Origin of the sequence: Escherichia sp. AM3, from assembly GCF_032029835.1 — a bacterium.
In the GTDB taxonomy this organism is placed as follows: Bacteria; Pseudomonadota; Gammaproteobacteria; order Enterobacterales; family Enterobacteriaceae; genus Escherichia; species Escherichia coli.
This window is the reverse complement of record NZ_JAVUPQ010001211.1, coordinates 1-246: the sequence shown is the minus strand read 5'-3', so window position 1 is coordinate 246 and position 246 is coordinate 1. Positions and strand designations below refer to the sequence as shown.

Sequence of the window (246 nt, the reverse complement as noted above, 5' to 3'; positions counted from 1 at the left end):
GTATGGCGATTGTCATTCTGGGCAACCGACCACACTCCCCCGTCGCTGATCCTAAAATGAATCCGAATGTTTTTGTCAGCGGGACCTTACCTGCGGCAACATATGGATGGATTGTCGATCAGATCTATGGCGCACTGAACGAGTAAACGCCACCCTTCTTGCCGGGTGGCGGCTTCGCCTTACCCGGCCTACGAGGTTTTGGTTCCTTCTACCGTGGGTGAGGGCATCAGACCGCATACTTACCGT

General features: G+C 54.5%; 1 pseudogene. It reads left to right on the top strand.

Annotated elements, in window-relative coordinates:
* Positions 1-146 (top strand): annotated as a pseudogene (locus RTW80_RS30345) (penicillin binding protein PBP4B); the annotation flags it as partial.
* Positions 147-246: the final 100 nt, after the last annotated feature.